The 24,195-nt window shown below is 71.4% G+C and carries 17 protein-coding genes and 1 tRNA gene; 9 read left to right on the forward strand and 9 right to left on the reverse strand.

Annotated elements, in window-relative coordinates:
* Window positions 1–89: 89 nt before the first annotated feature.
* Together F1721_RS03815 and F1721_RS03820 are read left to right on the forward strand one after the other, a co-directional pair.
* Complete coding sequence (locus F1721_RS03815) at window positions 90–1,868, forward strand: ABC-F family ATP-binding cassette domain-containing protein (protein WP_150065135.1); 1,779 nt, start codon at window positions 90–92, stop codon at window positions 1,866–1,868.
* Between the two features lie 78 nt (window positions 1,869–1,946).
* On the forward strand, window positions 1,947–3,605 hold the full coding sequence (locus F1721_RS03820; RefSeq protein WP_150065136.1) for a fatty acyl-AMP ligase: 1,659 nt from the start codon (window positions 1,947–1,949) through the stop codon (window positions 3,603–3,605).
* A 248-nt stretch (window positions 3,606–3,853) separates the two neighbouring features.
* On the opposite strand, the gene pth is transcribed toward F1721_RS03820, so the two are convergent.
* Entirely contained in the window at window positions 3,854–4,429 is a 576-nt protein-coding gene (gene pth, locus F1721_RS03825; protein WP_150065137.1) for an aminoacyl-tRNA hydrolase, read from the reverse strand.
* Window positions 4,430–4,563: 134 nt separating this feature from the next.
* Window positions 4,564–5,169: a 50S ribosomal protein L25/general stress protein Ctc gene (locus F1721_RS03830; RefSeq protein ID WP_150065138.1), complete on the reverse strand. Its 606-nt coding sequence runs from the start codon at window positions 5,167–5,169 to the stop codon at window positions 4,564–4,566.
* Window positions 5,170–5,549: 380 nt separating this feature from the next.
* Between F1721_RS03830 and F1721_RS03835 the strand changes: the two genes are divergently transcribed.
* From F1721_RS03835 to F1721_RS03845, 3 genes are all read left to right on the forward strand, one after another.
* Window positions 5,550–6,188, forward strand: coding sequence for an NAD(P)-dependent oxidoreductase (locus tag F1721_RS03835; RefSeq protein WP_170301342.1), 639 nt, complete (start codon window positions 5,550–5,552; stop codon window positions 6,186–6,188).
* A 66-nt stretch (window positions 6,189–6,254) separates the two neighbouring features.
* Window positions 6,255–7,547 (forward strand): Nramp family divalent metal transporter, encoded by a 1,293-nt coding sequence (locus F1721_RS03840; RefSeq protein ID WP_150065140.1) that lies wholly within the window; start codon window positions 6,255–6,257, stop codon window positions 7,545–7,547.
* A gap of 94 nt (window positions 7,548–7,641) precedes the next feature.
* Complete coding sequence (locus F1721_RS03845; protein ID WP_150065141.1) at window positions 7,642–8,250, forward strand: malonic semialdehyde reductase; 609 nt, start codon at window positions 7,642–7,644, stop codon at window positions 8,248–8,250.
* A 202-nt stretch (window positions 8,251–8,452) separates the two neighbouring features.
* On the opposite strand, the gene F1721_RS03850 is transcribed toward F1721_RS03845, so the two are convergent.
* The 4 genes from F1721_RS03850 to F1721_RS03865 all read right to left on the reverse strand — a co-directional run bounded on the left by F1721_RS03850 (window position 8,453) and on the right by F1721_RS03865 (window position 13,181).
* Complete coding sequence (locus F1721_RS03850) at window positions 8,453–9,424, reverse strand: ribose-phosphate diphosphokinase (RefSeq protein WP_246154192.1); 972 nt, start codon at window positions 9,422–9,424, stop codon at window positions 8,453–8,455.
* 11 nt (window positions 9,425–9,435) lie between these two features.
* Entirely contained in the window at window positions 9,436–10,980 is a 1,545-nt protein-coding gene (glmU, locus tag F1721_RS03855) for a bifunctional UDP-N-acetylglucosamine diphosphorylase/glucosamine-1-phosphate N-acetyltransferase GlmU (RefSeq protein WP_150065143.1), read from the reverse strand.
* A gap of 313 nt (window positions 10,981–11,293) precedes the next feature.
* Window positions 11,294–13,051, reverse strand: coding sequence for a GGDEF domain-containing protein (locus F1721_RS03860; protein ID WP_387512769.1), 1,758 nt, complete (start codon window positions 13,049–13,051; stop codon window positions 11,294–11,296).
* A gap of 59 nt (window positions 13,052–13,110) precedes the next feature.
* A tRNA-Gln gene (locus tag F1721_RS03865) sits at window positions 13,111–13,181 on the reverse strand.
* Window positions 13,182–13,598: 417 nt separating this feature from the next.
* Between F1721_RS03865 and F1721_RS03870 the strand changes: the two genes are divergently transcribed.
* The gene (locus F1721_RS03870; protein WP_150065144.1) at window positions 13,599–14,561 is read left to right on the forward strand and encodes an acyl-CoA desaturase; all 963 of its coding nucleotides are present in this window, start codon (window positions 13,599–13,601) and stop codon (window positions 14,559–14,561) included.
* Window positions 14,562–15,017: 456 nt separating this feature from the next.
* A complete protein-coding gene (locus tag F1721_RS03875) occupies window positions 15,018–15,611 on the forward strand; it encodes a TetR/AcrR family transcriptional regulator (protein ID WP_150065145.1) in 594 nt (197 codons plus the stop codon).
* Between the two features lie 253 nt (window positions 15,612–15,864).
* Here the strand turns inward: F1721_RS03875 and F1721_RS03880 are convergent, their stop codons facing one another.
* Window positions 15,865–17,049: a PQQ-dependent sugar dehydrogenase gene (locus tag F1721_RS03880; RefSeq protein ID WP_150065146.1), complete on the reverse strand. Its 1,185-nt coding sequence runs from the start codon at window positions 17,047–17,049 to the stop codon at window positions 15,865–15,867.
* Window positions 17,050–17,214: 165 nt separating this feature from the next.
* On the opposite strand from F1721_RS03880, the gene mfd reads away from it, so the two are divergent.
* Both mfd and F1721_RS03890 read left to right on the forward strand, forming a co-directional pair.
* The gene (gene mfd / locus F1721_RS03885) at window positions 17,215–20,811 is read left to right on the forward strand and encodes a transcription-repair coupling factor (RefSeq protein ID WP_150065147.1); all 3,597 of its coding nucleotides are present in this window, start codon (window positions 17,215–17,217) and stop codon (window positions 20,809–20,811) included.
* A gap of 194 nt (window positions 20,812–21,005) precedes the next feature.
* The gene (locus tag F1721_RS03890; protein WP_246154194.1) at window positions 21,006–22,700 is read left to right on the forward strand and encodes a BCCT family transporter; all 1,695 of its coding nucleotides are present in this window, start codon (window positions 21,006–21,008) and stop codon (window positions 22,698–22,700) included.
* 34 nt (window positions 22,701–22,734) lie between these two features.
* On the opposite strand, the gene F1721_RS03895 is transcribed toward F1721_RS03890, so the two are convergent.
* Both F1721_RS03895 and F1721_RS03900 read right to left on the reverse strand, forming a co-directional pair.
* Window positions 22,735–22,929, reverse strand: coding sequence for a ferredoxin (locus tag F1721_RS03895; RefSeq protein ID WP_150065148.1), 195 nt, complete (start codon window positions 22,927–22,929; stop codon window positions 22,735–22,737).
* 14 nt (window positions 22,930–22,943) lie between these two features.
* Entirely contained in the window at window positions 22,944–24,152 is a 1,209-nt protein-coding gene (locus F1721_RS03900) for a cytochrome P450 (RefSeq protein ID WP_150065149.1), read from the reverse strand.
* Between the last annotated feature and the right edge of the window lie 43 nt (window positions 24,153–24,195).

The following is a 24,195-nucleotide window of genomic DNA, read 5'->3' on the forward strand; positions in this document are numbered from 1 at the left end:
GGTCACCACCCGCGGCGGTTCACAGTTTCAATTGAAACTGTGGTTTCCCGTGACCACGCAACGCAGTTGATGGAGTAGACGAGCACTCGATGGTGAACCTGGTCAATCTCGAATCGGTCCACAAGAGCTACGGCGTGCGCCCGCTGCTGGACGGCGTGTCCCTGGGCGTGTCGGCGGGCGAGCGGATCGGGGTCGTCGGGCTCAACGGCGGCGGCAAGACGACGCTGCTGGAGGTGCTCGCCGGTCTCGCCGAACCGGACGACGGCCGGGTGAGCCAGTCGCGCGACCTGCGGATGGCCGTGGTCACCCAGCGCACCGAGCTCCCCGAGGACGCGACCGTGCGCAACGCGGTGCTCGACCCGCACGGCTTCACCGCCGAGCACGAGTGGGCCGCCGACGCGAAGGTGCGCTCCGTGCTCAGCGGGCTCGGCATGACCAAGCTCGGGCTGGACACCCCGGTCAAGGACTTCTCCGGCGGCGAGCGGCGCCGGGTCGCGCTGGCCGCCGCGCTGGTCCGCGACATCGACCTGCTGGTGCTGGACGAGCCGACCAACCACCTCGACGTCGAAGGCGTGCGCTGGCTGGCCGACCACCTGCTGGAGCGCAAGTGCGCGCTGGTGGTCGTCACCCACGACCGCTGGTTCCTGGACACCGTCTGCAACCGGACCTGGGAGGTCGTCGACGGCCGCGTCGAGCAGTACGAGGGCGGCTACGCGGACTGGATCTTCGCCCGCGCCGAGCGCGCCCGCATCGCGCAGGCCGCCGAGGAGAAGCGGCAGAACCTCGCGCGCAAGGAGCTCGCCTGGCTGCAGCGCGGCGCCAAGGCCCGCACGTCCAAGCCGCGCTACCGGGTGGAGGCGGCCGAGGCGCTGATCTCCGACGTGCCGGAACCGCGCGACTCCGCGGAGCTGGTCGCCTTCGCCAAGCGGCGGCTGGGCAAGACCGTGCTGGAGCTGGAGGACGTCGACCTCCGGGTCGCCGACCGGACCCTGCTGGACGGCGTGACCTGGCGGATCGGCCCCGGCGACCGGCTGGGCCTGGTCGGCGTCAACGGCTCCGGGAAGACGACGCTGCTGAAGCTGCTCGCCGGGGAGCGCGAACCGGACGCGGGCAAGCGGATCGAGGGCAAGACGGTGCGCCTGGCGCACCTCACCCAGGAGCTGCACGACCTGCCCGGCCACTGGCGGGTGCGGGAGGCGATCGAGAACGTCGCCGAGCGGGTCACCCTCGGCAAGTACGAGCTGTCCGCCTCGCAGCTGGGGGAGCGGTTCGGGTTCGGCAAGGGCCGCCAGTGGACGCCGGTCGAGGACCTCTCCGGCGGTGAGCGCCGTCGGCTGCAGCTGGCGCGGCTGCTGATGGCCGAGCCGAACGTGCTGGTCCTGGACGAGCCCACCAACGACCTGGACATCGACACCCTGCAGCAGCTGGAGGACCTGCTCGACGGCTGGCCGGGCACGCTGGTGGTCGTCTCGCACGACCGGTACCTGGTGGAGCGGGTGTGCGACAGCGTGTACGCGCTGTTCGGCGACGGTCGGCTGACGCACCTGCCGGGCGGCATCGACGAGTACCTGGAGCGCCGGGAGTCCCTGCTGGCGGCGGAGACCAGCGTCGGCAAGCAGGCGACCGACGCGGCGAAGCCGCGAGGCCTGTCGGGCGCGGAGGAGCACGCGGCGCGCAAGGAGCTCGCGCGCTGCGAGCGGCAGCTCGACAAGCTCGCGGAGCGCGAGCAGAAGTTGCACGAGAAGCTCGCGGAGGCCGCGACGGAGCCGGAGCGGCTGGCGGAGCTGAACAGCGAGCTGCGCGCACTGCACCAGGAGAAGGAAGACGTCGAAGCCCGCTGGATGGAACTCGCCGACCAACTGGGGTGATCCGGGGCGCGTGGTGACGGCGGAGTTGTTGAGCGCGTCTTTTGTGCGGGTGATCGTACGGATCGTAAGCTGCGTCACATGAGTCGGTTCGTGGAGACGCTCGTGGCGTCGGCGCAGCGGAACTCCGGCGGGAGCGGGCGGGGGCTCACCACGGGCGAGCCCGAGCAGCCGTTGTTCCGGACTTGGGGGCAGGTGCACGCCGAGGCGCTGCGGATCGCCGGGGCGCTCGGGGACGACCTCACGCCCGGTTCGGCCGTTGCGATCCTGGCCGCTGATCCGGGGCTGATCGCGCCTGCGGTGCAGGCGGTGTGGCTCGGCGGCGGCAGCGTGACCATGCTGCACCAGCCGACGCCGCGGACCGATCTCGCGCACTGGGCCGAGGACACGCTGCGGGTGCTGAAGATGATCGGCGCTCGGCTGGTGCTGCTGGGGCCGCCGTTCGAGGAGCTGTCCGGGTTGCTGGAGGAGAACTCGATCGCGCACCGGGACCTGGCCGAGCTCGCCGCGGCCGATGCCGCGCCGCTGGCCGGACCGGTCGAGGTGGGTGAGGACGTCACCGCGCTGCTGCAGCTGACCAGCGGGTCCACCGCCGATCCCAAGGCGGTGCGGATCACCCACGGCAACCTGCACGCGAACCTGCTGGCGATGGTCGAGGCCGCCGAGCTGGACGCCGAGCGCGATGTGGCGGTGTCCTGGCTGCCGCTGTTCCACGACATGGGGATGGTCGGCTGCCTGACCGTGCCGATGGCCATCGGCATGTCGGCGGTCAAGGTCACCCCGGCGGACTTCCTGGCCCGGCCGCTGCTGTGGCCCGAGCTGATCACCAAGTACCGCGGCACCGTGACGGCGGCGCCGAACTTCGCCTACGCGATCGTCGGCCGCCGGATGGCCCGCGCCGACGACGGCGACTTCGACCTGTCCAGCGTCCGCTTCACGCTCAACGGCGCGGAGCCGATCGACCCGGCGGCGGTGCGGACCTTCACCGAGGCGGGCACCCGCTTCGGGCTCAGCCCGACCAGCATGGTGTGCGCCTTCGGCATGGCGGAGGCGACGCTGGCGGTCTCCTTCGCGCCGCTCGGGCGCGGTCTGGAGGTCGACGTGGTCGACGCCGACGCGCTGGAGCAGCAGCGGCGGGCCGAGCCGGTGCCGCCGGATTCCGCGCGGGCGCGGCAGTTCGCGCTGCTCGGCGGACCGCTGCCGGGCCTGGAGGTCGACGTCGTGGACGACGCCGGGCGGCGGCTGGGGGAGCGGGAGGTCGGGCGGCTGCGGATCCGCGGGGCCGCGGTGACGCCGGGCTACCTCACCGTCGACGGCCCGCTGTCCACGCAGGACGGTGACGGCTGGCTGGACACCGGGGACGACGGCTACCTGGTCGACGGGCAGGTGGTGATCTGCGGTCGGCGCAAGGACGTGATCATCATGGGCGGCCGCAACATCTACCCGATCGACATCGAGCGGGCCGCCTGCGAGGTCGAAGGGGTGCGCGCGGGCAACGCCGCCGCGGTCCGGCAGGAGGCGGGCAGCCGCCGCGAGCGGTTCGCGGTGGTGCTGGAGTCCCGCCTGGCCGGTGACGAAGCGGCGGAGAAGGCGCTGCGCAAGGAGGTCGCGGCCCGCGTGGTCGACGCGGTCGGCGTCCGGCCGTCGGCGGTCGTGGTGCTCGCGCCGGGCTCGCTGCCCAAGACCCCCTCCGGCAAGCTCCGCCGAGCGGCCACCGCCTCCCTCGTCCCGTCCGACTGACGGCGTCGACACGCGATTTCAATGGAAATCAGAGGTCCGATTTCCATTGAAATCGCGGAGTTTCCCGCGCGCCCGGGCGTGTCGCGCGGGGCCGGTGAGCCTTTGCACCTCGGGTGGTGGCCGCAGCCGCGACAATCAACGTGCCCCGTTCCGGGAGATGTCGCACGCGCCGCAGGCGCATAGCCCGCCCCCGCAGCTGGCACCGCTACCGGCACCGCCACGCAGAACGAGCCGGGAAAGCTCTTTGGTCAGTGGAACTGGTTCTGGGCGGCTTCGAGGCCCTTGGTGGCCACCGCCTCCACGGCGTCGGCGCAGACGTCGATGAAGTACGCCAGTTCCTTGCGCTCGACGGTGGCGAAGTCCTTCAGCACGTAGTCGGCCGGGTCCATCCGGCCGGGCGGGCGGCCGATGCCGAAGCGCACCCGCACGTAGTCGCGGGTGCCGAGGGACTTGGTGATCGAGCGCAGGCCGTTGTGGCCGTTCTCGCCGCCGCCGCGCTTGAGGCGGATGGTGCCGAACGGCAGGTCCAGCTCGTCGTGGATCACGATCAGCGATTCCGGCGGCACCTTGTAGAACTTCACCGCGCCGGCCACCGGCCCGCCGGAGAGGTTCATGAACGACCGGGGCTTGACCAGCACGGCGCGCGCCCCGCCGAGGCGTCCTTCGACGACCTCGGCGCCGGACTTGTGCGCCTTGAACTTCCCGCCGACCCGGTCGGCGAGCTCGTCGGCGACCAGGAAACCGATGTTGTGCCGGTTGCCGACGTAGCGCGGGCCGGGGTTGCCGAGCCCGACGATCAGCGAAACCGCGTCCGGGGAAGTCACGGGAAGTCTCCTGCTCTACCTGGGTGTGCGACGACGGCGCAGGCCGCACCCCATTCTGCTCACCCGTCAACGGACACGCTGCGCGCTGCCCCGCCGGAGCGGAGCAGCGCGCCGTGCGCCCGACGTCCGGGGGATCAGGCCTCCGCGGCCTCGCCCTCGGCGGCCTCCTCGGCGGCGGGCTCCTCGGCCATCGCCGCGGCGGCCTCGGTGATGTTGACGACCAGGGTCTCCGGGTCGGACTGCAGGGTCACGCCCGACGGCAGCTGGATGTCGGAGGCGTGCAGCTGGGTGCCGACCTCGGCACCGGCGATGGACAGCTCCAGCTGCTCCGGGATGTGCAGGGCCTCGGCCTCCACCTCGACCTCGGTGGTCTCCTGGCTGACCAGGCTGCCGGGGCCGGCTTCGCCGCTGAGCACGACCGGCACCGCGACGGTGACCTTCTCGCCGCGCTTGACCAGCAGCAGGTCGACGTGCTCGATGTAGCCCTTGATCGGGTGGCTGGTGATGGTCTTGGTCAGCGCGAGCTCGCTGTCACCGCCGGCCACGTCGAGCGTGAGGACCGCGTTGTGCCCGTTCTCGCGGATGGCGCGGGCGAACTCCACGGTCGGCAGGGACAGGTGCTTCGGGTCGGAGCCGTGGCCGTAGAGGACCGCGGGGATCTTGCCGGCGCGACGGGTGCGGCGGGCCGCACCCTTGCCGAACTCGGTGCGCTGTTCGACGGCGATACGTACCTCGGACACGGTGGTGCACTCCTCATGACGTCGGGCGAACGTGAATTGGTCGCTGGCCTGCGGCGGTGGGGCGCGCTACTGGAGCGAATCGACGCGGTGCCGCGAAACGGCACCCCGGGGTACGAGCGACATCAGTGCGCCAACCGAGTGGGTCGGCGGCCACCGTGCCACCGCGCCGATCACGCCGGGCGAACGTCCCGACCTCGCCGAGGCAACCCGAATAGTCTAAACGGTGCTCGCATAGTCGTTTTCGCACGGGTGACCCCGCCGCTGCGGCGCCGCCGGGCGGGCCGTTCACCTCGATGGTTACCGCCAGGTGCGCGGCGCACTTTGAAGTCACCGGTAACCAGTGGTTATCGTCGCTGACCAGGACTTATCCAAGGAGGATTGTGATGCGACTGGTTCTGTTCGGCGCCACCGGTTACGCGGGCGGCCGGATCCGGGAGGAAGCGGTGCGGCGCGGGCACGAGGTGCTCGGGATCGCCCGGAACGCCGGTGCGCTGCCGGAGCCGAAGGCGGCGGGTTCGCTGCACGACGCGGACTTCGTGCTCGACGTGACCGCCGGGGCGGACGCGGTGGTCGTGGCGATCCCCGGCCGCCCGATGCCCGACGGCACGAAGCTGCTCGACGCGCTGCCCACCCTGTTCGCCGCTGCCGAGCGGCACGGCGTCCGGATCGGCGTGGTCGGCGGCGCGGGCAGCCTGCGGGTGTCCGAGGACGGGCCGCGGGTGATCGACACCCCGGAGTTCCCGGCGGAGTTCAAGCCGGAGGCGAGCGCGCACGCCGAGGTGCTGGCGGCGCTGCGCGAGGCCCCGGAGGGGGTGGACTGGTTCTACCTCAGCCCCGCGGGCACCTTCGGCGCCTACGCGCCGGGCGAGCGCACCGGCACCTACCGGCTCGGCGGCGAGGTGCTGGTCACCGACGCCGACGGCAACTCCGCGATCGGCGGCGACGACTACGCGATCGCGTTCGTCGACGAGCTGGAGGAGCCCGCGCACCGGAGGCAGCGCTTCACCGTCGGGTACTGATCGGTGACGTCACGGTTCGGTCGCCGGGATCGATAATGCCCGGAATTTCGGGTTAGCTTCCCCGGCATGGCTGCTGACGCGAACACCACGGGCGCCACCGCCCCCGAAGCGACCTGGAAGGCCAGGCTCAAGCAGGTCGGGCCCGGCATCATGGCCGCGGCGACCGGTGTCGGTGCCGGCGACCTGGTCGCCACCCTCGTCGCCGGGTCCCGCTACGGGTACACCCTGTTCTGGGCGGTGGTGCTGGGCACGCTCTTCAAGCTGGCGCTCGGCGAGGCCGTGGGGCGCTGGCACCTGGCCTCCGGGCGCACCATGCTGGCCGGCTGGCGGACCATGGGGCGCTGGGCGGTCGGCTACTTCGGCGCCTACGCGGTGGTGTGGGGCTTCGTCTACGGCGCCACCGCGATGTCCGCCTCGGCGCTGCCGCTGAACGCGCTGTTCCCGGTGCTGCCGGTCGCCGGGTGGGCGATCATCTGCGGTCTGCTCGGGCTGGCGCTGGTCTGGTTCGGCCGCTACGCGCTGCTCGAGAAGATCATGACGGTGCTGGTCGGGGTCATGTTCGTGACCGTGGTGGGCACCGCGGTCATGGTCGGCCCGAACCTGCTGGAGCTGGGCGAGGGGCTGGTGCCGACGCTGCCGGACGGCTCGGTCGCCTACGTCCTCGGCCTGATGGGCGGCGTCGGCGGCACGATCACGATGGCCGCCTACGGCTACTGGACCTTCGCCAAGGGGTGGCGGGCGCCGAGCTGGATGCCGTTCATGCGCGCGGACAACGCCGTCGGCTACATCACCACCGGGATCTTCGTGGTGGCGATGCTGGTGGTCGGCGCGGAGATCCTGCTCGGGCACGACCTGACCAGCGGGGACAAGGGCCTGCTGCAGCTGGGCGACACGCTGGCGGCGGACTACGGGCAGTGGGCCCGGATCCCGTTCCTGGTGGGCTTCTTCGCGGTCGCGTTCAGCTCGGTGATCGGCGTGTGGAACGGCGTCAGCCTGCTGTTCGCCGACTGGTGGCGCACCTGGCGGCTGCCCAAGGAGGCGCCGCCGGAGACCGCGGCCGACTACGACCACAAGGCCGGGATGAACAGCACCGCGTACCGGGTCTACCTGCTGTGGTTGACCTTCCCGCCGATGCTGCTGCTGTTCCTGGGCAAGCCGTTCCAGCTGACCGTGGTGTACGGCGTGCTGGGCGCGCTGTTCATGCCGTTCCTGGCGGGCACCCTGCTGGTGCTGCTGAACTCGAAGTCGATGATGCCCGCCGAGCACCGGTCGCGGTGGCTGTCGAACACGATGCTGGTCCTGTGCCTGGCGCTGTTCGTCGGCGTGGCGTTCAACGAGCTGGTCGGGGTCTTCTCCTGAACCGGGAATACTTGAAGGTTCAATGAGGTTGTCGGAGGTGGGATCGCCGCCCGGGGCGGTCCCACCGCGACCCGACCCCTTGGGAGAGGACACCATGACCGCTACCGACCAGGCGCAGCTCGTGCTCGGCGCCGAGGCGCAGGACCTGCTGTTCCGCGAGGCCCGCACCGCGAACGCGTTCACCGACGAGCCGGTGTCCGACGAGCAGGTCCAGGCCATCTACGACCTGGTCAAGTGGGCCCCGACCTCGATGAACCAGCAGCCGCTGCGGATCGTGCTGGTGCGCTCCGACGAGGGCAGGCAGCGCCTGCTGCCGCACCTGATGGAGGGCAACCGGGCCAAGACCGAGCAGGCCCCGCTGGTGGCGGTCCTGGCCGCCGACACCGACTTCCACGAGAACCTGCCGCGGGTGTTCCCGCACAACCCGAACGCCAAGGACATCTTCGCCGACGACGAGTTCCGCGCGCAGAACGCGAAGCTCAACGCGAGCCTGCAGGTCGCCTACTTCATCCTCGGCGTGCGCGCGGCGGGCCTGGCCGCGGGCCCGATGACCGGCTTCGACGCGGCGGGCATCAACCAGGAGTTCTTCCCGGACGGCAAGCAGCAGGTCCTGGTGGTGGTCAACATCGGCAAGCCCGCCGAGAACGCCTGGTTCGACCGCCTGCCCCGCTTGGACTACGACGAGGTCGTCACCACCGTCTGACCCGATTTCAAGGGAAATCGGACGTCCGATTTCCCTTGAAGTTGCGTTCCGTCGGCGTGTCGGGGCCTGACACGCCGACGGGTGCGGACGACCTCCGCGATTTCAGTGGAAATCGCGTGCCTGATTTCCATTGAAATCGCACCGGAACGCGAAACGGCCCCGGACCCACCGAAGTGGACCGGGGCCGTTCTGCGCTCTGGGATCAGGCGCGGCCGTCGAAGAGGCTGGTGACCGAGCCGTCCTCGAAGACCTGGTGGATCGCCTCGGCGACGAGCGGGGCGATCGACAGGACCGTGAGGTTCGGGAAGCGGCGCTCCTCCGGGATCGGCAGCGTGTTGGTCAGCACGACCTCCTTCGCGCCGCAGGAGGACAGGCGCTCCACCGCCGGGCCGGACAGCACCGCGTGCGTCGCCGCGATGATCACGTCCTTGGCGCCCGCGGCCAGCAGCTGCTCGGTGGCCTTGGTGATCGTGCCGCCGGTGTCGATCATGTCGTCCACCAGCACGCACAGCCGACCCTCGACGTCACCCACGACGCGGTTGGCGACCACCTGGTTGGGCTTGCTGGGGTCGCGGGTCTTGTGGATGAACGCCAGCGGGGTGCCGCCCAGGTCGTCGGCCCACTTCTCCGCCACCCGGACGCGGCCGGAGTCGGGGGAGACCACGGTGATCTGCTCGTCCGCGTAGGTGTCGCGGATGTAGCTGGCCAGCAGCTTCTGCGCCATCAGGTGGTCCACCGGACCGTCGAAGAAGCCCTGGATCTGGTCGGTGTGCAGGTCGATGGCCATGATGCGGTCGGCACCGGCGGTCTTGAACAGGTCCGCGATCAGCCGCGCCGAGATCGGCTCGCGGCCCTTGTGCTTCTTGTCCTGCCGGGCGTAGCCGTAGAACGGCATGACCACGGTGATGCGCTTGGCGCTGGCGCGCTTGAGCGCGTCCACCATGATCAGCTGCTCCATGATGGCGTCGTTGAGCGGGTTGCAGTGCGACTGGATGACGAACGCGTCGCAACCGCGCACCGACTCGTCGTAGCGCACGAAGATCTCGCCGTTGGCGAACTTGTAGGCAGCCTGGGGCGTGACCGTTACGTCGAGCTGCTTGGCCACCTCCTCGGCAAGTTCCGGGTGACTGCTACCGGAGAAGAGCTTGAGGCTCTTCTTCGGGGTCGCAGACATGGCACTCACGGTCATCGTCCCTCCCCGTTCGACGTCCGTCGTTGGGCGTCTTCCGTCGGATTGGTGGTCGGTTCCTTCGCCAAGGCCTGCTGTGCGGCCTCGTCCGCCGGGGTGCCGGGGCGGCGCCTGGCCACCCAGCCCTCGACGTTGCGTTGCCTGCCGCGGGCGACGGCCATCGCCCCCGGCGGGACATCCTGGGTGATCGTCGAACCGGCGGCGGTGTAGGCGCCGTCGCCGATCTCGACCGGGGCGACGAAGGTGTTGTCCGCGCCGGTCCGGGCGTGCGACCCGATCACGGTGCGGTGCTTGTTCACCCCGTCGTAGTTGACGAAGATCGTGGCCGCGCCGATGTTGGTGCCCGCACCGATCGTCGCGTCGCCCACGTAGGTCAGGTGCGGGACCTTGGTGCCCTCGCCGATCTCGGCGTTCTTGGTCTCCACGAAGGTGCCGATCTTGCCCTTCGCGGCGAGCCGGGTGCCGGGGCGCAGGAACGCGAACGGCCCGACCTTGGCGCCCGGCCCGATCTCCGCGCCCTCGCCGTGGGTGCGCACCACGGACGCGCCGGGGTGCACGGTGCACCCGGCCAGCGTGGTGTCCGGGCCGATGGTCGCGCCCTCGCCGACGGTGGTCCCGGCGCGCAGCTGCACGCCCGGTTCGATCAGCACGTCGCGGTCCAGCTGCACGTCGCAGTCCAGCCACACCGACCCGGGGTCGGTGATCGTGACGCCCTCGCGCATCCAGCGCAGCAGCAGGCGGCGGTTGAGCTCGGCGCCGAGCCGGGCCAGCTGCACCCGGTCGTTGACGCCCTCGACCAGCCACGGGTCGGCGCACACCAGCGCGCCCACCGGGCGGCCGTCGGCGCGCGCGATGGACAGCACGTCGGTCAGGTAGAGCTCGCCCTGCGCGTTGTCGGTGGACAGCCGCTTGAGCGCGTCGGTGAGCACCTCCGCGTCGAAGGCGTAGACCCCGGAGTTGATCTCGGTGATCTCCGCCTGCTCCGGGGTGGCGTCCTTCTGCTCGACGATCCCGGTGACGTTGCCGTCGGCGTCGCGCAGCATCCGGCCGTAGCCGGTGGGCTCGTCGACCACGGCGGTGAGCACCGTGACCGCGTTGCCGGAGCCGGTGTGCTCGGCGAGCAGCCCGCGCAGGGTGTCGCTGTCCAGCAGCGGCACGTCGCCGTAGCTGACCAGGACCGTGCCGGTGAGCCCGGACGGCAGGGCGCTGAGCCCGCAGGACACCGCGTGCCCGGTGCCCAGCTGCTCCTCCTGGACCGCGGTGCTGATCGGGCGGTCCAGCGCGCGGGCCACGCCGTCGAGGTGCTCGGCGACCGCGTCGCGGCCGTGCCCCAGCACGACCACCAGCGAGTCGGGCTCGACCCCGGCCGCGGCGCGCACCGCGTGCTCGACCAGCGGCCTGCCCGCGAGCCGGTGCAGCACCTTCGGGGTGGCCGAGCGCATCCTGGTGCCCTCGCCCGCGGCGAGCACGATGGTGCTGACCGGTTCCGGATGTGCGTCAGCGCGGCGGGAGGAGGGCGGGGCGGTGTCGCCCTGGAGCATCAGCGCTCTCCCTTGATCTCTGTGCGGCTCGATGTGGCCGGCAGTGCCTGTTGCGTCCAAGCGGGTGAAGGGTAACCGGACCGGTGCGACTGCCGGTCCAGCGCCCCTGCAGGACTTCCGGCGCGAGTGATGGTACCGCCGAACGGTCCAGCGATGAGCTCAGACATACGGTCCGAGCTGGGCAAATGTGATCTTCGATGCACGATCCGCGGCGGTGCGGGGTGATCGGTCCCACTCTTCCGCGGGACGGGTCGCGGGCACCTTCCGTCGAGCTGGTCGGTCGGGGGTGTCCGTTGTGCGCAACTCGATCGGATTAGAGCGCGTCCGGCGGGATCCACACGGAGTGATCCTCGGCGGGCTGGTCCGGTGGGGGGATCGCGCCGCCCGCCAGCGCCGCGACGCGGTTGCCGCCGCCGCGCTTGGCCTGGTACATCGCGGCGTCCGCGCGGGCCAGCACCTGCGCCGCGGACTCCTGCGGGCGCATCGCGACCACGCCGATCGACAGCGTCACCCCGTGGATGAGCTCGGCGGGCAGCCGGTCCACCGCTTCGACCGCGCGCTGCAGCGCGGCCTCCGCCGCGCCCAGCGTCGCGCCCGGCAGCAGCACGACGAACTCGTCGCCGCCGTAGCGCGCGACGAAGTCGTCGGTGCGCAGCGTGTCGCGCAAGGTCACCGCGACGGTGCGCAGCACGTCGTCGCCCTCCGCGTGCGAGCAGCGGTCGTTGACGCCCTTGAACCCGTCGAGGTCGACCAGCGCCACCGCCAGCGGATCGGCGTCGGGCTCGTTGAGCAGCGCCTCCAGCCGGTCGTCCAGGGCGCGGCGGTTGGACAGGCCGGTCAGCGGGTCCTGCAGGGCCTGCCGGGTGATCGCGTCGTGCTTGTGGCTCAGCCGCGAGTTCTCCAGCCGGGTGACCAAAGTGGACAGCCGCGCCTGGCGCATGGTCCACAGCTCGGTCTCCAGCTCCAGCGCGTACTCGCGCAGCGCCTCGTGCACGTCGGCGCTGTCCAGGTCGGTCAGGTGCGCGTACTCGCGGGCCAGCGAGATGCGCAGCGTCGGCTCGGAGGTGTCCGCGTCCAGCTCGGCCCTGGTCTCCGAGAGCACCTGCACCGCGCGCTCGCCCTGGTCGGCGCGGGTCAGGCAGCGGGAGAGCGCGATCGCCACGATGATCTTCTCCCGCGGGTGGATCGCGCGGTCCAGGGTGCGCAGCACCTCCAGGCGGTCGATGTGCTCGGCGTGCGGCTGCGCGAGCGCGTGCGCGGCGCCGAGCACCGGCATCTGCTCGGCGGCCGGGCGGTCGGACACGCGGGGGAACAGCGACTCGCGCCAGGGGCCCTCGACGGCCACCGCGATGGCCGACGCGGTGGCGAACCGGGCGGCGGCCTCCTCGTCCTGCCCTATGCGCTCCAGCCGCAGCCCCCAGCCGAGCAGCATCCGGCACCGGTTGATCATGTGCACCGCGATCTCGTGCGGGCCGCCGCTCTCCCGGATCCGCTGGTGGGCGCGGGCCATCACCTCGTCGGCCATCTCGTAGACGCCGAGCTGGGTGAGCACCAGGCCGATGTCGATCAGCGCGGTCGCCAGCAGCCGCTCCCACGAGCGGCGGCCGAGCGTGCGGTCGGGCACCAGCTCCTCGTCGAGCATCGCCAGCCCGTGGGCGATCTCGGTCAGCGCGATGTCCTCGCTGCCGCCCAGCAGCGCGCGTCGGCCGCGGAGGGCGCGCGCGTCGGCCTGCAGCACGTCCAGGCCGTGGCGGCGGGAGTGGATGAGCAGTTCGTCGAGCAGCGGGTCGGCGCTGTCCACCAGACCGGGGGTGGCCAGCCGCATCGAGGCGCAGTGCCGGAGGAGCTGGGCGACGATCCGGGGTTCACCGCGCCGCTGGGCCTCGGCGAGCAGGTTGTCCGCCTCGCGGATGGTGCTGCGCTGTCCGGCCGGGTCGCTGTGCTGGCCGACTGCGTTCAGTTCGCGTGCGCGTCCGACCAACCACGCGTCGGACACCTCGCTCAGCGTGGTCGCCGGTTCTTCGCGCACGGCGGTCGTGTCGTCGCGCAGCGGCGCACACCCCCTGTTCACCCTGCCTCCCGGACGGTGCGCGTCGCCGCGCGCCGCGTCGGATCCGGGAGGACCGCTCGCTCCGCCGCCAGGATTCGAACCTGGACCATCGGAACCAAAATCCGAGGTGCTGCCTTTACACCACGGCGGATCGGGCGTCGTCGGCCCGCGGAGCCGATCTGTGACGCCCGGCACCGCTGCCCGAGCTTACCGGCCCGGGGCGACAGGCGGTGGTGCCCGGCCGACATCGTGACATGGCGCTCGGGGCGGGACGGCGTCGGGCTTGCGGAGTCGGGGGTTCCGGGGCGTGCTGGCACGGAGGTGGGACGCATCCGGACGGCGTCGGGTTGCGCAGTTGATCAGTCCGATCAGGTGAACGCGAGCAAACCGGACACGCCCGGAAGAGTGTGACACGCCGTGAATTTGCCGCTGGGGGGTGACGATTCCGCATCGGACAACTTACGCTTGCGTAGGTTACGGTCCCGTAGGTGGAGGTGTTGCGGGGCCGGGCTGCCCGGCGCAGGACGCTGTTTTCGCACCTCCCCAATGTCATCTGAGGTATTTGAGTATGACCGCAGTATCCGAGCGCGTTGCCTCCCCGAAGACCGAATCCGGACCTAAGCCGCTGACCACGGGGCCGCAGTCCGCTGGACGTTCGTCCCTCGTGTATGCGTTCTTGCTGATTCCGATGGCTGCGCTGATCGCCTCGATCCCGGTGCTCTGGGGCTGGGGCGTGGGGCCGCTCGACATCGGCTTGGCCGTGGCCTTCTGGGTGATCAGCGGTCTCGGAGTCACCGTCGGCTTCCACCGGTACTTCACGCACGGCTCGTTCAAGGCCAACCGCGGGGTGAAGATCGCCCTGGCCATCGCCGGGATGATGGCCGTCCAGGGGCCGGTGATCACCTGGGTCGCCGATCACCGCAGGCACCACGCCTTCTCCGACCGCGAGGGCGACCCGCACTCGCCTTGGCTGTTCGGCACCTCGGCGGTGGCGCTGACCAAGGGCTTCTGGCACTCCCACATGGGCTGGATGTTCAACCGGGAGATGACCAACGAGGACCGGTTCGCCCCGGACCTGCTCAAGGACCGCGAGCTGGTCGTGCTGAACCGGCTGTTCCCGCTGTGGACGGCCCTCAGCTTCCTGCTGCCCGCGCTGCTGGGCGGACTGATCAGCTGGTCCCTGTGGGGCGCGGTGACGGCCTTCTTCTGGGCGGGCCTGGTGCGCGTGTCCTTCCTGCACCACATCACGTGGTCGGTGAACTCGATCTGCCACATGATCGGCGAGCGCCCGTTCAAGAGCCGGGACAAGGCGGCGAACTTCTGGCCGCTGGCGATCCTGTCCTTCGGCGAGTCGTGGCACAACTCCCACCACGCCGACCCGACCTGCGCCCGGCACGGCGTGCTGCGCGGTCAGCTGGACATCTCGGCGCGGGTGATCTGGTTCTTCGAGAAGGTCGGCTGGGCCTGGAAGGTCCGCTGGCCCAACGAGAAGCGCCTCGCCCGGATCGCGGTCACCGAGTACAAGGGCTGACCCTTTCCGGTTCCGGTGGTCGCCCTGCGCGGCGGTGCCGGTAGCGGAACCTCAGAGGCCGCCTGGCTGCGGGATCCCGTTCTTGTGTATGGCCCAATACACGGCGAACGGGCTGTCCTCGCCAGGCGGCCTCTGAGAACCCGCGGCGGTGCCGGTGGCGAGGGTGGGTTGTGCGCCTGCGGCGCATGCGGCACCTGACCGCCGGCGCCGGTCGCCCTTCGCGGTAGCTGTTCACCTCCGAAAGCGGCTGGCGCCGCTTGCCCGACACCGCGTCAGTCGTGGGTCGGAATCGAGAAGTGCCCGTTCGGCGGTTGCCGAGCGGTAATTTTTTTCGCACGGGTCGGCACACGGATGCCGGTCTTGCCGCCTAGGGTGGTGCGAGTGGTATCACGGCGACGCGGGCGGAACGCGCCCGAACCGGGAGCAAATCCTTCGGGGCGCACCGCGCGGGTCCGGATGACGGGCAAGGAACGTCGGCAGCAGCTGCTCGACGTGGCCCGCGCGCTGTTCGCGGAGAAGGGCTTCGACGGCACCTCGATCGAGGAGATAGCGCACCGCGCCGGGGTGTCCAAGCCCGTGGTGTACGAGCACTTCGGCGGCAAGGAGGGCGTGTACGCGGTCGTGGTCGACCGCGAGATGCGCACCCTGCTGGACCTGGTCGTCTCCGCGCTGTCCGCCGGGCACCCGCGCGACCTGCTGGAGCAGGCGGCCCGGGCGCTGCTGGACTACATCGACAACAACACCGACGGCTTCCGCGTGCTGGTCCGGGACTCGCCGGTGGCCAGCAACAGCGGCACCTTCTCCAGCCTGCTCAACGACATCGCCAGCCAGGTCGAGCACATCCTCGCGCTGCAGTTCAGCGCCCGCGGCTACGACGCGAAGCTGGCCCCGCTCTACAGCCAGGCGCTGGTGGGCATGGTCGCGCTGACCGGCCAGTGGTGGCTCGAAGCGCACAAGCCGAAGAAGGAGGAGGTGGCCGCGCACCTGGTCAACCTCGCCTGGAACGGCCTCTCCCACCTGGAGCACAAACCCCGCCTCTCGACGAAGTGATCGCGGCCCGCGCCCCCGGTCGGGCGCGATTTCAATGGAAATCGGACGTCTGATTTCCATTGAAATCGCGGGAGTCGTCGACCGGAGCCGGGGTGTCGGTGTCCGGCACGCCGGTGGATCGTCGCATCGGGTCCCGTCGTGGTGACCGGTTGTCGGTGGTCGGTCGACTTGCGGTTTCAATTGAAACTGTGATCCGCCGTGCGTGGCCGTCCGCAGTGTCAATTGAAACCGCGGGCCTCCGCGGCGTGCGGGGTCAGGGGGCGGTGATGCGGAGGATCTTGTCGTTCTGGCCGTTGGAGGTGGAGAGGTAGAGGGCTCCGCCGGGGCCCTGGCGGGCCGCTCGGAGGCGGCCGAAGGTCCCGTCCAGCTCCGCCGGGATCAGGACCTCGCGGACCGCGCCGTCGGGTTCGGTGCGGAGCAGGAGGAGCTTGCTGCCGCGGAGCGTGGCTACGGCCAGGACGCCGTCGAGGCGCCCCCACTGCGGGCCGGTCAGGAACGTCGCGCCGCTCGGGGCCAGGCGCTCGTCGCCGGAGGTCCACACCGCCTTGACCGCGTCCGGGAAGCGGTGCTGGTCGGTCATCGGCACCGACTCGTCGTAGCTGCTGGAGACGCCGCCCCGCGACGGGTCCCAGCCGTAGTTCGCGCCCGGCCGCAGCAGGTTGACCTCGTCGTCGTTGGCCGGGCCGTGCTCGGCGGTGAACACCCGCCCGTCGGGGTGCAGCGCGATGCCCTGCACGTTGCGGTGCCCGAAGCTGAGGACCAGCCGCTCGCGCGCGTCGGGCGAGGCGATGAACGGGTTGTCCGGCAGCGGTGCTCCGGTGTCGACGTTCATCCGCAGCACCTTGCCGCCCAGCGACGTCCGGTCCTGCGGGTCGGCGGGCCGCGCGGTGTCGCCGGTGCCGACCAGCAGCGCGCCGTCCGCGGCGAGCGCGAGGCGGCAGCCGGAGTGCCGACCGCTGGGGTTCACCGGCAGCCCGGTGAGCAGGTCGCCGACCCGGTCCGCGCGCGAGCCGTCCTCGGCGAGCCGCCAGGTGACCAGCCGGACGTCCACCGCGTCGCCGCCGACCTGGTGCGTCTGGCAGGTGATGAACCGCCGGTCGTTCGCGAAGTCCGGGTGCACCAGCAGCCCCATCAGGCCGCCCTCACCGGCCACCAGCACGTCGCCGAGATCAGCCCGGACCGGGTGCACCAGCGCGCCGGGGCGGTGGTCGGCGAGCAGCGCGATCCGGCCGGGCCGCTGGCTGACCAGGGCGGTGCCGTCCGGCAGGAAGCCGATGTCCCAGGGGTGTTCGAGCCCGTCGGCGATCACCTCGACGCGCAGCTCCGCGTCGGGCGCCGGTGGTGGCGTGCTGGCCGGGGTGGGGCGGCTCGCACCGTTCGCGCCGCAGCCCGCGAGGACGAGAACCAGGACCAACGCGACGAACCGGCGCACGTGCATGGGATCAGTGTGACACCGGACACGGATTGCGACGCTGCGTGCTCGGGCCGCGGTGTTCGCGTCGGTGCCGAGTCGTAGTCTGGGTGCCGTCGCCCCTCCCGGCGTGGCGTTCGTCCCGGGCAGGGGTGTGTCCGCATTTCGCGATCTCTGCTGCGAGGTAGCTCCATGAGCCAGGCCGGTCCCCTGCGCGGACTGCTCCAAGTCGTGCTGCGCGATCCCGCTTTCCAGCAGGTCGTCGGGGCTGCGGGTCGGCCGCGCCTGGTGCTGGAGGGCCCGGCTGCGGCGCGTTCGCTGACCGCCGCGTCGCTGGCCGCCGCCGACGGCGCCGCCCGCCCGGTGCTGCTGGTCACCGCCACCGGCCGGGAGGCCGAGGAAGCCGCCGCCGCGGTCTCCGACCTGCTCGGACCGGGCGGCGTGGCGGTGTTCCCGTCCTGGGAGACCCTGCCGCACGAACGGCTTTCGCCGCGCGCGGACACGGTCGGCCGACGGCTGTCGGTGCTGCGCCGCCTCGCGCACCCCGAAGAGCACGCGGACGGCCCGATCCGGGTGCTGGTGACCACCGTGCGCAGCCTGATCCAGCCGATCGCGCCGGGGCTGGGGGAGCTCCGCCCGGTGCGGCTGTCGGTCGGCGTCGAGCACGACTTCGAGGAGCTGGTGGACCGGCTCGCCGAGCTGGCCTACGACCGGGTCGACATGGTGGAGAAGCGCGGCGAGTTCGCGGTGCGCGGCGGCATCGTCGACGTGTTCCCGCCGACCGAGGAGCACCCGCTGCGGGTGGAGTTCTGGGGCGACGAGGTCACCGAGATCCGCCCGTTCGCGGTGGCCGACCAGCGCTCGCTGCCGGACGCGCAGGACACCGAGCTGTTCGCCCCGGCCTGCCGGGAGCTGCTGATCGACGACCAGGTCGCGGAGCGCGCCGCCAAGCTCGCCGAGCAGCACCAGACCGACACCCACCTCGCGGAGATGCTCGGCAAGATCGCCGGTGGCGCTCCGGTGGAGGGCATGGAGGCGCTGATCCCGGCGCTGTGCGAAGGCGAGATGCAGCTGCTGACGGATCTGCTGCCCACCGGCACGCACGTGCTGCTGGCCGATCCGGAGAAGATCCACGCCCGCGCCGCGGACCTGGTGCGCACCGGCCAGGAGTTCCTGGAGGCGTCCTGGATGGTCGCCGCGGACGGCGGCAAGGCGCCGATCGACCTCGGCGCGTCGGCCTACCGCAGCCTGGCCGAGGTCGCCGAGCACACCGTGTCCATCGGGCTGCCCTGGTGGCCGCTGACCCAGCTGACCAGCGAGGAGGGCGAGGACGACGACGAGGTCGTCCGCCTGGTCCTCAAGCAGGTGGACGCCTACCGCGGCGAGATCGAGCGGGCCTTCGCGGACCTGCGCGCGCACACCGCCTCGGGCGGCGCGGCGCTGCTGGTGGTGGCGGGTGCGGGCACCGCGCAGCGGGCCGTGCAGCAGCTGCGCGAGGCCGAGCTGCCCGCGCGGCTCGCCGAGGACGGGCTGGAGACCGAGCCGGAGGCCGGGGTCGTCACGGTGGTGCGCGGCGGTCTGGAGGACGGCTTCGCCGCGCCCGGCATCGCGCTGGTGGTGCTCACCGAGGCCGACCTGACCGGCGGTCGCGGCGGGACGTCCACCCGGGACATGCGGCGGATGCCGTCGCGGCGGCGCAACGCGGTCGACCCGCTGGCGCTCAAGACCGGTGACTTCGTGGTGCACGAGCAGCACGGCATCGGCAAGTACGTGGAGATGGTGCAGCGCACCGTCGGCGGCGCCACTCGCGAGTACCTGGTGCTGGAGTACGCGGCGAGCAAGCGCGGCCAGCCCGGCGACAGACTCTTCGTGCCCACCGACCAGCTCGACGAGGTCAGCCGCTACGTCGGCGGCGAGACGCCGACGCTGAACAAGCTCGGCGGCTCGGACTGGAAGAACACCAAGGCCAAGGCCCGCAAGGCGGTCAAGGAGATCGCCGCCGAGCTGGTGCAGCTCTACGCCGCCCGGCAGTCCTCGCCGGGGCACGCCTTCGGCCCGGACACCCCGTGGCAGCGGGAGCTGGAGGACGCCTTCCCCTACACCGAGACCGGCGACCAGCTGGCCGCCATCGACGAGGTCAAGGCGGACATGCAGCGGCCGGTGCCGATGGACCGGGTGATCTGCGGCGACGTCGGCTACGGCAAGACCGAGATCGCGGTGCGCGCGGCGTTCAAGGCGGTGCAGGACGGCAAGCAGGTCGCCGTGCTGGTGCCGACCACGCTGCTGGCCCAGCAGCACCTGAACACCTTCACCGACCGGATGCGCTCGTTCCCGGTGACCATCAAGGGCCTGTCCCGGTTCACCGACCCGATGGAGTCCGAGCAGACGATCAAGGGCCTGGCCGACGGCGAGGTCGACATCGTGATCGGCACCCACCGGCTGCTGCAGACCGGCATCCGCTACAAGGACCTGGGGCTGGTGATCGTCGACGAGGAGCAGCGCTTCGGCGTCGAGCACAAGGAGCACATCAAGGCCCTGCGCACGCACGTGGACGTGCTGACCATGTCCGCGACGCCGATCCCGCGGACGCTGGAGATGAGCATGGCGGGCATCCGCGAGATGTCGACCATCCTCACCCCGCCCGAGGAGCGGCACCCGATCCTGACCTACGTCGGCGCCTACGACCAGAAGCAGGTCGCCGCCGCGATCCGCCGCGAGCTGCTGCGCGACGGCCAGGTGTTCTTCGTGCACAACCGGGTGCACGACATCGAGAAGGTGGCGCGGCAGTTGCGCGAGCTGGTGCCGGAGGCGCGGGTGGTCACCGCGCACGGGCAGATGAACGAGGACCGGCTGGAGAAGATCATCCAGGGGTTCTGGGAGCGCGAGCACGACGTGCTGGTGTGCACCACGATCGTGGAGACCGGCCTGGACATCTCCAACGCCAACACGCTGATCGTGGACCGCTCGGACATGCTCGGCCTCGCCCAGCTGCACCAGCTGCGCGGCCGGGTCGGGCGCGCGCGGGAGCGGGGCTACGCGTACTTCCTGTACCCGCCGGAGAAGCCGCTGACCGACACCGCGCACGACCGGCTGGCGACCATCGCGCAGAACTCCGAGCTGGGCGCGGGCATGGCCGTGGCGATGAAGGACCTGGAGATCCGCGGCGCGGGCAACATCCTCGGCGCCGAGCAGTCCGGGCACATCGCGGGGGTGGGCTTCGACCTGTACGTGCGGCTGGTCGGCGAGGCCGTAGAAGCCTTCCGCAAGCACGCCGGGGCCGAGCCCGGCGAGGCGGAGGAGGAGCTCACCGAGGTCCGGGTGGACCTGCCGATCGACGCGCACATCCCGCACGACTACGTGCCGGGGGAGCGGCTGCGCCTGGAGGCCTACCGCAAGCTCGCCGCGGCGGCCGACGAGGAGGCGCTGGAGGCGGTGCGCGCCGAGCTGGTCGACCGGTACGGCCCGCTGCCGGAGCCGGTGGAGCGGCTGCTGAAGGTGGCGCGGTTCCGGCAGCGCTGCCGGGAGCACGGGGTCCGCGAGGTGACGCTGCAGGGCGCGTCGCTGCGGTTGGCCCCGCTGGAGCTGGCCGACTCCAAACAGGTCCGCCTCAAGCGCCTGTACCCGAAGGCGGTCTACAAGCCCGCGGTCCGCACGGTGTCGGTCCCGCGCCCGACGGAGGGCGCGGCCGGAGGCCGCATGGGCGCCCCGCCGCTGCGCGACGACGCCCTCCTGGAGTGGTGCACCAAGTTCCTCGCGGACCTCACCACGGCCCCGGCCCCCGTCGCCTGACCGCTGAGGCTCCGTTTCCGCAGGTCAGGTCCCGTGAGCACGTTCTGGTGCCATAGCCCCGCAAGGCGCTCACGGGCCGCCACCGGCGGGAACCGGGCCGGTCGCCACCTGCGGATCTCGTCCTGAGTTGCCGAGATCCGCAGGTGGCGTGACCGTTGATCCGGCTCCGCATCGGTCACGAGGAGGCGCGGATCATGACCAGGAAGGCCTCTGAACCGAACCAAACCGGCACGGACATCCCGCGGTCGCCGGAAGCCTTCGCCGCCGCGCACCGCACCGACCTGCTGGTCTTCGGGGTCACCGCGGTCATCACGGTGGTCTTCGTCGGCTGGGGCGTGTTCTCCACCCAGACGCTGGCCGCGGTGTCCAGCTCGCTGCTGTCCTGGTTGGTGACCAACATCGGCTGGGGGTTCGTGCTCGCGTCCACCGGCTTCGTGGTCTTCGCGCTGTGGCTGGCGTTCAGCCGCTACGGCGCGATCCCGCTCGGCGAGGACGACGAGGAGCCGGAGTTCCGCACCGTGTCCTGGATCGCGATGATGTTCAGCGCGGGCATGGGCATCGGGCTGATGTTCTTCGGCGTCGCCGAGCCGCTGGCGCACTTCGTGGAGCCGCCGCCGGGCACCGTGGCGCCGCTCAGCGACGCGGCCGTGGAGACCGCGATGGCCACCTCGCTGTTCCACTGGACGCTGCACCCGTGGGCGATCTACGCGGTGGTCGGCCTGTCCATCGCCTACTGCAGCTTCCGCCGCGGCCGCAAGCAGCTGATCAGCGCGGTGTTCACGCCGCTGATCGGCAAGCGCGGGGCGGAGGGCCCGGCCGGCAAGCTGATCGACATCCTCGCGCTGTTCGCGACGCTGTTCGGCTCGGCCGCCTCGCTCGGGCTGGGCACGCTGCAGATCCGCAGCGGCATGCAGGCGGCCGGGTGGATCGGCGCGGTCGGCAACACCGTGCTGGTGCTGATCATCGTGGTGCTGACCGTGTGCTTCATCGCCTCCGCGGTGTCGGGCGTGGCCAAGGGCATCCAGTGGCTGTCCAACATCAACATGGTGCTGGCGGCGCTGCTGGCGATCTTCGTGTTCGTGGTCGGCCCGACGGTGTTCGTCCTGGACCTGCTGCCCACCTCGATCGGCGTCTACCTGCGCGACTTCGGTTCGATGGCGTCCCGCTCCGGCGCGACCGGCGGGGCGGCGATGAACGACTGGCTGTCCAGCTGGACGATCTTCTACTGGGCGTGGTGGATCTCCTGGACGCCGTTCGTCGGCATGTTCATCGCCCGCATCAGCCGCGGCCGCACCATTCGCCAGTTCGTCGGCGGGGTGATCCTGGTGCCCAGCGTGGTCAGCCTGGTGTGGTTCGCGATCTTCGGCGGCAGCGCGATCAAGGTGCAGCAGAGCGGGGCGGACGTCTTCCGCAGCGGCGGCGAGGAGGCGCAGACGTTCCGGGTGCTGGAGACGCTGCCGCTGACGGCGATCACCACGGTGCTGGTGATGGTCCTGGTGGCGATCTTCTTCGTCTCGGGCGCGGACGCGGCTTCGGTGGTGATGGGCACGCTGTCCCAGCGCGGTTCGATCGATCCGAAGCGGTGGATCGTGGTGTTCTGGGGTGCCGCGACCGGTGCGGTGGCCGCGATCATGCTCGTCGTCGGCGGCGAGGACGCGCTCAGCGGCATCCAGAACCTGACGTTCCTCGCCTCGGCGCCCTTCGCGGTGGTGATGGTGCTGCTGTGCGTGGCGTTGCTGAAGGACCTGCGCGAGGACCCGATGATGCAGCGCGGGGAGAAGGGCGCGCAGGTGCTGGAGCAGGCGGTCATCGCGGGCACCGAGCGCCACGGCGGCGAGTTCCAGTTGGAGGTCGGGCCCGTGGAAGACCACGGCGAACCCAGGTCGTGAGCGGCGGTGGCGGCGATCACCGCCGCTCACGAGGTCACTCCTCGACGGTGATGGCCGCGGCCGGGCACATCTCGGCCGCGTGGCGGACCTCGGCGGCGAGCTCCGCGGGCGGGGTGGCGTTCAGCAGGACGACGATGCCGTCCTCGTCGCGCTGGTCGAACACCGCCTCGGCGGTCAGCACGCACTGGCCGGATCCGACGCACCTGTCCTGGTCGATTGTCACCTTCACGTCTTCCTCCTCGTTCACCAGGTCACCGGGAGTTCCGCGACGCCGCCGGTGATGGTCGGGCGCACCGGCAGCTCGTCCACGCCCTTCGCCAGCCGCAGGCCGGGCAGCCGCCGGGCGAGGGTGGCGAAGACGATGCGCAGCTCGGTGCGGGCGAGGCTCGCGCCGATGCAGAAGTGCGCGCCGTGCCCGAAGCCGAGGTGGGTGCGCTCGGCGCGGTCCGGGTCGAAGGTCTCGGCGTCGGCGTAGGCGGCCTGGTCGCGGTTGGCGGAGTTGACCGACAGGATGACGGCGTCCCCGGTGCGGATCGTGGTGCCCGCGACGTCGAGATCGGTGTGCGCGTAGCGCAGCAGGCCGAGGTCGCCGGGCGCGCCCAGCCGCATGATCTCCTCGACGGTGGCGTCCACCCGCCCGTCGGGGTCGGCGGTCAGCGCCGCCCACTGCTCCGGGCGGGTCATCAGGAACAGCACGCCCAGCCCGATGCGGTTGACCGTGGTCTCGTGCCCGGCGAAGAGCAGCCCGACGCACAGCCGGATCATCTCGTCGTAGTCGAAAGCCTCGTCGGCGCTCTGGGCGCGCACCAGGTCGGAGATCACGTCCTCGCCCAGCTGGTCGCGCTTGGCCTCGGCGAGCCCCACCATGTAGCGGCTGAACTCCTCGCGCGCCTGGTGCGCCTCGCCCCCGGCGGACGGGCTGGCCATGCGCTCGGACAGCGCGTGGAAGTGCTCGCGGTCGCTCTCGGGCACGCCCAGCAGTCGGCAGATGACCGCGACCGGCAGCGGGAAGGCCAGGCCGGAGTGCAGGTCGACGACGTCGTCGGGCGTCGCGCGCTCGGCGATCAGCTGGTCCAGGTAGCCGTCGACTAGGTCCTGCACGTGCTGGGAGAGCATCCGCATCCGCTTGGCGGAGAACGCCGGGGTGAGCAGTCGGCGCATCCGCGCGTGGTCGGCCTCCTCGGTCTCGTAGCTGCCGGTGGGACCGTCCTGCACCGCGGCCGTGGTGATCCGCGAGGCGCGCTCGGGCTCGGGGTGGGAGCGGCCGAGCCGCTTGTCGCCGAGCAGCGCCTTGACCTCGTCGTAGCGGGTGACCAGCCAGGCGGGGTCCCCGGCCGGGGTGGTGACCGGGGTGATCGGTGCTTCGCGGCGGAGCACCTCGTACAGCGGGGCGAGGTCGAGGACGTTCGGCCTCGGGAAGGGCAACTGCAGGCGTTCGGCGGCAACGCTCATGGCTTCTCCCGGATCATTATTGGCAGACACTGCCAATAATGTT

Source organism: Saccharopolyspora hirsuta (genome assembly GCF_008630535.1).
In the GTDB taxonomy this organism is placed as follows: domain Bacteria; phylum Actinomycetota; class Actinomycetes; order Mycobacteriales; family Pseudonocardiaceae; genus Saccharopolyspora; species Saccharopolyspora hirsuta.

What these genes read in the sequence shown, in the direction of transcription:
- F1721_RS03820 (WP_150065136.1), top strand. Translation starts at nt 1,947, where the DNA reads ATGAGTCGGTTCGTGGAGACGCTCGTGGCGTCGGCGCAGCGGAACTCC.
- F1721_RS03900 (WP_150065149.1), bottom strand. Translation starts at nt 24,152, where the DNA reads ATGAGCGTTGCCGCCGAACGCCTGCAGTTGCCCTTCCCGAGGCCGAAC.
- F1721_RS03850 (WP_246154192.1), bottom strand. Translation starts at nt 9,424, where the DNA reads ATGTCTGCGACCCCGAAGAAGAGCCTCAAGCTCTTCTCCGGTAGCAGT.
- F1721_RS03845 (WP_150065141.1), top strand. Translation starts at nt 7,642, where the DNA reads ATGACCGCTACCGACCAGGCGCAGCTCGTGCTCGGCGCCGAGGCGCAG.
- F1721_RS03875 (WP_150065145.1), top strand. Translation starts at nt 15,018, where the DNA reads ATGACGGGCAAGGAACGTCGGCAGCAGCTGCTCGACGTGGCCCGCGCG.
- F1721_RS03880 (WP_150065146.1), bottom strand. Translation starts at nt 17,049, where the DNA reads ATGCACGTGCGCCGGTTCGTCGCGTTGGTCCTGGTTCTCGTCCTCGCG.
- F1721_RS03870 (WP_150065144.1), top strand. Translation starts at nt 13,599, where the DNA reads ATGACCGCAGTATCCGAGCGCGTTGCCTCCCCGAAGACCGAATCCGGA.
- glmU (WP_150065143.1), bottom strand. Translation starts at nt 10,980, where the DNA reads ATGCTCCAGGGCGACACCGCCCCGCCCTCCTCCCGCCGCGCTGACGCA.
- mfd (WP_150065147.1), top strand. Translation starts at nt 17,215, where the DNA reads ATGAGCCAGGCCGGTCCCCTGCGCGGACTGCTCCAAGTCGTGCTGCGC.
- F1721_RS03815 (WP_150065135.1), top strand. Translation starts at nt 90, where the DNA reads ATGGTGAACCTGGTCAATCTCGAATCGGTCCACAAGAGCTACGGCGTG.
- F1721_RS03840 (WP_150065140.1), top strand. Translation starts at nt 6,255, where the DNA reads ATGGCTGCTGACGCGAACACCACGGGCGCCACCGCCCCCGAAGCGACC.
- F1721_RS03890 (WP_246154194.1), top strand. Translation starts at nt 21,006, where the DNA reads ATGACCAGGAAGGCCTCTGAACCGAACCAAACCGGCACGGACATCCCG.